8 protein-coding genes are annotated in these 6,591 nt (G+C 41.1%); 4 read left to right on the top strand and 4 right to left on the bottom strand.

Features of this window, described 5'->3' with window-relative positions; genetic code table 11:
* Window positions 1-92: 92 nt before the first annotated feature.
* On the top strand, window positions 93-392 hold the full coding sequence (locus GW12_RS04015; protein ID WP_034583764.1) for an antibiotic biosynthesis monooxygenase: 300 nt from the start codon (window positions 93-95) through the stop codon (window positions 390-392).
* Here GW12_RS04015 and GW12_RS04020 read toward each other — a convergent pair.
* Window positions 389-1,252, bottom strand: a complete 864-nt coding sequence (locus GW12_RS04020; RefSeq protein ID WP_171077661.1) for an energy transducer TonB — start codon at window positions 1,250-1,252, stop codon at window positions 389-391. The genes GW12_RS04015 and GW12_RS04020 overlap by 4 nt on opposite strands.
* A 268-nt stretch (window positions 1,253-1,520) precedes the next feature.
* On the opposite strand from GW12_RS04020, the gene GW12_RS04025 reads away from it, so the two are divergent.
* The 3 genes from GW12_RS04025 (at window position 1,521) to GW12_RS04035 (ending at window position 3,752) form a co-directional block, all read left to right on the top strand.
* A complete protein-coding gene (locus GW12_RS04025; protein WP_034583747.1) occupies window positions 1,521-2,210 on the top strand; it encodes a hypothetical protein in 690 nt (229 codons plus the stop codon).
* A 162-nt stretch (window positions 2,211-2,372) separates the two neighbouring features.
* Window positions 2,373-3,086: a DUF3108 domain-containing protein gene (locus GW12_RS04030; protein WP_034583749.1), complete on the top strand. Its 714-nt coding sequence runs from the start codon at window positions 2,373-2,375 to the stop codon at window positions 3,084-3,086.
* 90 nt (window positions 3,087-3,176) lie between these two features.
* Complete coding sequence (locus tag GW12_RS04035; protein WP_034583752.1) at window positions 3,177-3,752, top strand: xanthine phosphoribosyltransferase; 576 nt, start codon at window positions 3,177-3,179, stop codon at window positions 3,750-3,752.
* Between the two features lie 220 nt (window positions 3,753-3,972).
* Here the strand turns inward: GW12_RS04035 and GW12_RS04040 are convergent, their stop codons facing one another.
* From GW12_RS04040 to GW12_RS04050, 3 genes are all read right to left on the bottom strand, one after another.
* Entirely contained in the window at window positions 3,973-4,629 is a 657-nt protein-coding gene (locus tag GW12_RS04040; protein WP_034583755.1) for a hypothetical protein, read from the bottom strand.
* An 81-nt stretch (window positions 4,630-4,710) separates the two neighbouring features.
* Entirely contained in the window at window positions 4,711-5,907 is a 1,197-nt protein-coding gene (locus tag GW12_RS04045; RefSeq protein WP_034583758.1) for a CsgG/HfaB family protein, read from the bottom strand.
* On the bottom strand, window positions 5,901-6,284 hold the full coding sequence (locus GW12_RS04050) for a hypothetical protein (RefSeq protein WP_034583761.1): 384 nt from the start codon (window positions 6,282-6,284) through the stop codon (window positions 5,901-5,903). Before GW12_RS04050 ends, GW12_RS04045 begins: the two co-directional genes overlap by 7 nt.
* Window positions 6,285-6,591: the final 307 nt, after the last annotated feature.

Here is a 6,591-nt window from a genome sequence, read left to right on the forward strand (position 1 = left end):
GCTCGGACATGGGCGTCTCGCAGGAGGAATCTCCGTCCTTTAGGTCGGAGAGGATGTCAAAAATTCACAACCTTATTAAATCAGAAATTACCATGCAATATGTCGTTATTTTTAAAGCTAGAATTAAACAGCTTGACCAACATTATTTTAAAACTGCGCAATGTATGCGGGAAAAGGCACTGACCCAATTTAACTGTCAGCATTTTGAAAGTTTAACTGAAGGAACCGATGAGGTTGCGCTTTCCTACTGGAGTAGCCTGCAGGATATTCATGCCTGGCATCAGGACGCTGAACACCAAGCTGCACAACAACTCGGTAAAGACAACTGGTATCGCTATTTCAGCGTGGATGTCTGCAAGGTACTCCGCCATTATGAAACAGTGCTGGATTAACGCACCTCAAACTCTGCCTCAGCAGGATCAAAGCGCCACGTCCGAATAATCCGCAGTTCGGAAATATCTTTCATTTTGGCATCAAACACGCCAAACGGCGCTGCTTTACGCAGTGACATTTTCGCCGCTTCATCCAGCACCGCATGGCCTGAAGACTCTAGCAAACGGATCGCACGAATCCCGCCGTTCTGGTTCAGGATCACCATCAAACGCACATCACCCGCTAGGCGCTGCAGACGGGCAGATTCCGGATAAAAACGGTTGCCATAGAATTCTACCTTCTGACGGAACTTTTCCAGATAGGCTGCAGAGACGTCCTGCTTGGCCTGAATCCCATCCACAGTTTTAATCTTTTGCTGACGGCTAAAATTTTGCTGGCGTTGCATATATTGCGCTTCCAGACTTGCCACCATGGCTGCTTTGGCCTGGAACTGGCTATTCAGTTCTTCCTGACGTTTTTTACGCTGATTTTCTTCCGCCTGTTTCTGCCAGCTCAATGCCGTCATCAGCACTTTTTCTTCAAAACTGAGTTCCTGCTTCTGCCTCAGCATATCTTCGCTTTGCTGCTGTGCTTCTCCCACTGCTGCTTCATCGGCTGGTATAGGCATCGGGGCATCACTCGACATTCGATGGGCTTCTCGGAACTGGCCAGAACCTTGCTGATCGGTTTGCGCGAGGAAATCGGCATGCTCTATTTTGTCATTGCTGATGCGTAGGCTGACCGCAATTTCCTTGCTTGAAGTATCCCGCTCCTGAGGCATACCAAACTGCAGCAGCAAAATCATGATATGCAGGATGGCAGCAATGGCTACTGCTCCACTGAAAATCGGATCTTTCCACCATGACTTAACCAAAGGCATCAGCGTCATTCTACTCATATGTTTAGGCTCAGAATCGAGCCTTTATCCCCAAGATCTTGCAAAGAAAATTTTATTCAGCGCGTAATATTGATACATCTTTCACTTTCACTCGAGAATGCGACCTATATCAATTCTTCTACGCTGTATAAACAAAACATTAAAAATGTTGCATTTTATTTTGTTAAACTGCAAGCACAGACACTTGTATTTTTTATGCTTTTCGACAAGATACACCTCAATAGAAAGAAAGTTGCCAGGATGCTTCCCTATGCAGACCCTCATTACCAATATCTCCAGACGCATCCGCCAAGTGTATCAGAAGGCGGGAGAGTTTATTGAAGATGAACGTGAGTTTCCGCTATCGCAAGTATTTTTAAATGCGACCTTCCAGCGTTTTGTCACTGACAATGTCAAAATGCTTAAAGATTTGCATGCAGATCTGCATGATGACTGGCTCCGACTTTATGCCACTTTAGATTTTAAAGGCATGCTGATCACACTGTCTGTCGATCTGAAACTGGTACAGATGGAACTAAATAAAGACAAACAGCTGATTGTATTTGAGCAGATCAGTGATACGCAGGTGATTGATGCCAAATATCCAAATGTCTTTTATAAAATCGGGGTTCGCTGTGCCTTGTTCTTTTATCAACGGATTTTAAATGAAGACCCACTTGGCATGATTCTTGAAAAACTGGGTGTGATTAAAGTCATTGATGACCTGCTCCATCTGGATCTGAATCGCTGGCTGGGCAAGAGTCGCTCCGTCATTGATACTTTGTCAAAGGTACATGTTAATCATGCGGTGCTGCGTGAAGCTGAGCTGGTGGTCTTTGGCAATGTTAATCTGGCGGCCCTGTTCCGAAAACTGTCTCAGGAAAAAGAAGAAAGCTGGGATGATGCAGATGAATTCAGTGAAACTCAGATTACCCCGATCAAGCAGAAAGACAAATCCTAAACGTCGTTATAGAGACGCTAAATTATGAATTCATTATGAAAAACAGCTACATGAATCATACATTTTAGTATTCTCTATCAGTTCAATCTTCACATTTTGACCCCATAATAAGTCATATGGCGGAAGTGACTGACTGCCCTTTTGATATAGGAAAATTCACTTATGGCAAAACAAATTTATAAAACCCTTGGCATGGCTGCAGGACTGACCTCAGCTCTGGTATTTACTGGCATGTCCAGCCAAGCATTTGCCATGAGCCCATTTCAAGCCTCTTATCAGTTTATCTATAACGGTAAAAATATGGGTTCAGCGACACGGACCCTGAGTAAATCAGGCAATAACTGGACCTATGTATTTGCTGCTAAAGCTGCCGCAATTGCTTCAGCTACTGAAACTAGTCACTTTACGTTCCATAATGGCAAGATTGGTTCGACCAGCTTTAGCCGTACCAGCAAGATTCTGGTACATAACAATACTATGAGCATCAAGTTCAATCCTTCTTCTAGAACTATCAGCACCAAGAAGGATGACAAGACCTATAGCTTTGGCTGGAAAGACGGTGCACTGGATGAGCTAAATGCAGAATTACAGATTCGTGAAGATCTCAAATCTTCAGGTCTGAAAGGCAGTTACTATATTGCGGATGCAAAGGAACTTGAAGCTCGCAAATTTGTCAAACACGGTACTGAAAATATCAAGACTAGCTATGGCACATTCAACACCATTAAAGTGGTAATGAAACATGACAAGCCTGGACGTGAAACCATTTTCTGGCTGGCACCAAAACTTGATTATTTACCGGTCAAAGTGACCCATGTTGATAAGAAAGCTTCCTATGGCCTGCTGCTGACAGGCTATAAAGGTCCAACAACCTGATTGTTTTTGACGATTTTCGCTTGATTTTTTCCGGGTGCTTTTTACAATACGCTTTTGCTTGAAAAAGCACCTGGTCTTGAGGAATCTCCCGTGCACGCACTAGAACAGAAAATCTTAGCTGAAGGTATCGTTCTATCTGAAGAAGTCTTAAAAGTAGACTCTTTCTTAAATCACCAAATCGATCCTGTCATGATGCAGCAAATTGGTCAGGAATTTGCGCGTCTATTTAAAGATGCGGGTATCACCAAAATCATTACCATCGAAGCGTCCGGGATTGCTCCTGCCGTGATGGCAGGCCTTGAGTTGGGTGTTCCGGTGATCTTTGCACGTAAATACCAGTCTCTTACCCTAAAAGACAACCTGTACCGTTCTAAAGTGTTTTCTTTCACCAAACAGACTGAAAGTACCATTGCCATTTCTAAAAAGCACATCAGTGCTTCTGACAAGGTTCTGGTAATTGATGACTTCCTGGCAAATGGTCAAGCTGCACTCGGTCTAGCTGACCTAATTCATCAGGCAGAAGCAACTGTAGTCGGTATTGGTATCGTGATTGAAAAATCATTCCAACCAGGCCGTGACATTCTGCTTGAAAAAGGTTACCGCGTCGAATCATTAGCACGTGTCAAATCACTGGCGAATGGTACTGTTGAATTTATGCGTGACTAAATTTCTCTATGATCTATGAGAAATTAGGGGAAAGAGTGCCTAGGCGCTCTTTTTTTATTACCTATCTTCTTATTCGCAAAAGTTGAAAGAAAAATTCTTAGCGCGAATCACTGAATGTTCCGATGAATAAACAGCAATTTCAATTTTTTCTAATATAAAATAAAAAGCCTAACTATCTGCCAATAGTTAGGCCTGTATTATTTTTAAATAGTAATAATGCCTACTTCACGGTGACTGTAATACTTCCAGTATTTACAGCACCGATGGCAGTAGTTTTAATATTATTAATTGTATTTTCAGCTCCATCCAATGCTGCTGTTACAGATGCATCAAGAGCACCAGAATTATAAGCTACATTTGCCACACTATAATTACTTAATGTCTGATCTAGTCGCTCTTCTAAAGTAGTAGCAAGCTCATTATTGACTGTATTATCTAAATCTTTAGACCAGTCTGATGCAGTTTCACCATCAACATTTTCAACGCTCTCCTCCAAGTCACTTAAATTATTATCCAGACTCGCTGTTAATTCACTTGTTTTTAAAGAACTTAGACTACCCTGTTCTACTGCAATGTTACCTGTATTCACAGCACCCATAGCAGTTGTTTCGATAGTACCTACAACATTATTGACAGTTCCTAATACTTCCTCAGTAGTTTCTACTACTCCTTCAGCATTGATATCAACACTTGAATTGATATCAGCTGTATTTACTGCAAGATTAAGAGCTGAACCATTCGCAACCTGTTGTGATAGTGTATTTAAAGCTGTCTGTAAACCTGTATCTACGGCTACCTCTGTATCTTGAGCATAAACCATGCCTGCACCAGACAGGAAGGTGACGGATAAAGCGATTGTTTTGATCGTGTTTTTCATCTTTGTTTTTCCTTTTCTAGTTTTGAAGTATCGCTCGCTCGATACTTCTTTTATTAATGGGAGCGAGCCCATTTGTAGCTATCAGTCACGCTGTGTGCTTGACCAATAGTTTTCTAAAACTTCAGGATTAACATCCCATAGGGTAGATGTCTTTTCCTCTTCTTTTTGTTCATCTTTTTTTTCTGGTGATTCTTTTTCTTCAGCAATTTTTTTGTCTGAAGAAGACGCTTGTTTTTTACTGATATATTTAATCAGGTCCTGCTTATTCATTTCAGGTTCCGCCTCTGGATTCTGGATTACCTCAGATTCTTTCTGCTTAGGTGGCTTGGTATCCTTGCTAGGCGAATTGGTTGACTTATCTTTCTCAAGAGATGACTGGTTCTCATCTAAAGTTGATGTTTGTATAGGATCATTGGAAGCACGGCCATTTTCTTGCTGAGTCTTTTTATATTTATGCAACTCCACAGCACTACGTGTTAAGTTTAAACGCCCATACTCAGGTGGAATCTGTGCTCGGCAACTTTCAAATACAGGCGGAGGAACTACTTGGCTCAAAAGTTCAAAAGTCGCCAGATTTAGCATTTGTCTCAAAGCAAAATTGGTCGCTTCACGTTCACCTTTCCCTATCTGAACATTAAACAAAGTGCGTCCTGCAAAACGGCCTGCGCTCAAGCCATAATCCTGAGCTGCAATCTGTTTTTGCAATGAGACATTAGCCACTACTTTACTGCTGCGAGTATCGGTGAGAGATAAGTCCAGCCCCACCATGATCCGGGTCTGGCTGTAATTCGGTCCAACACCTGCAATTTGCATATCCAAACCACCGCCGGGAATAAAATCCAGGCTGTTAATACTTCCAGTGACATAATAATTAGAGGCCAGAATCTGACGCGGGTCACGAATTCCCCACTTAGCCTCACTTTCAATGATGCGTGGATCACGCCTGTTCAAGACACTGACACCCGCCTGAAACAAAGCTGATTGCACCATATCTCCAGCACCCTGAGTAACCATCTTACCGCTACCACCATTGGTCACTACATCCTTACCAGTCTGGTCCAGAATAGCACCTACGGAAAAGCTGACATCATTACGTAATTTGCCACTAAGACAACTTAATGCCATGTCGAAAGGAGTAAAAATATCGGTAATTGGAGGTCCCTGTACCAATTCAACTGGCTTTGAATTGGAAGGGGCTAAACCTGTACATCCAGTCAGGATAAAAGTCGTCACAATGCCAGTTGACGATAAATATCGCCTATACGAGAAATTCAGCATAAAGTTTCTCCCGGCTGGTTACTTACATTCGGGCATTGCTGAGCATTCTGATTTGTATTGGAATTTATTGGTGCATCATTCTGCAGATCAGTAGATATATCGACTCCATTGTTGGAACCATCAATTGTTATGTTATTTGTGGGCGTATTTACCGTACCAATTGAATTAGAAGAGGTGTTATAAACATTTGTCCTTGCCTTACCAAAACTCTCATAATAATCAGACTCTCTGAGTTCAATCAGATTTGCTTGTGCCAGATTCTCGCTAGAACGGCTTGGTGATGCTTTCCAACGCTGACTCCATTCATCAGATGTTGCATAAGCATTGCTCAGAAAACATAGACAAGATAAACCTATATTGATAATCAATATTTTCATAACCTTAGCATCCTATGAATTTAATAATTTATTTAGAATCCAATCAAAATAAGAGTTAATTTATCTGACAAAAATTAGATCATATTAAAAATTAAAATGTACATTTGATTATTATTCACACATTTTTTAATTTTTAAAATAAAAAATAGAATATTGTTTTTAAAATGATTTTTATATTTGTTTAGATTATGTTATTTGGAATTATTGATTTTATATATTAGACCTCTTGCGAAAGTAAAAACTACCTCAATATAGATTTCATGAAATATCAGAAATTAAACCGTTTTTCAGATTCTGAATTCAAGCG

This window comes from Acinetobacter sp. HR7 (genome assembly GCF_000773685.1).
In the GTDB taxonomy this organism is placed as follows: domain Bacteria; phylum Pseudomonadota; class Gammaproteobacteria; order Pseudomonadales; family Moraxellaceae; genus Acinetobacter; species Acinetobacter thermotolerans.

Excerpts from the sequence above, each read along its gene's own strand:
- GW12_RS04045 (WP_034583758.1), bottom strand. The coding sequence starts at position 5,907 with ATGCTGAATTTCTCGTATAGGCGATATTTATCGTCAACTGGCATTGTG.
- GW12_RS04015 (WP_034583764.1), top strand. The coding sequence starts at position 93 with ATGCAATATGTCGTTATTTTTAAAGCTAGAATTAAACAGCTTGACCAA.
- GW12_RS04050 (WP_034583761.1), bottom strand. The coding sequence starts at position 6,284 with ATGAAAATATTGATTATCAATATAGGTTTATCTTGTCTATGTTTTCTG.
- GW12_RS04020 (WP_171077661.1), bottom strand. The coding sequence starts at position 1,252 with ATGCCTTTGGTTAAGTCATGGTGGAAAGATCCGATTTTCAGTGGAGCA.
- GW12_RS04025 (WP_034583747.1), top strand. The coding sequence starts at position 1,521 with ATGCAGACCCTCATTACCAATATCTCCAGACGCATCCGCCAAGTGTAT.
- GW12_RS04030 (WP_034583749.1), top strand. The coding sequence starts at position 2,373 with ATGGCAAAACAAATTTATAAAACCCTTGGCATGGCTGCAGGACTGACC.
- GW12_RS04040 (WP_034583755.1), bottom strand. The coding sequence starts at position 4,629 with ATGAAAAACACGATCAAAACAATCGCTTTATCCGTCACCTTCCTGTCT.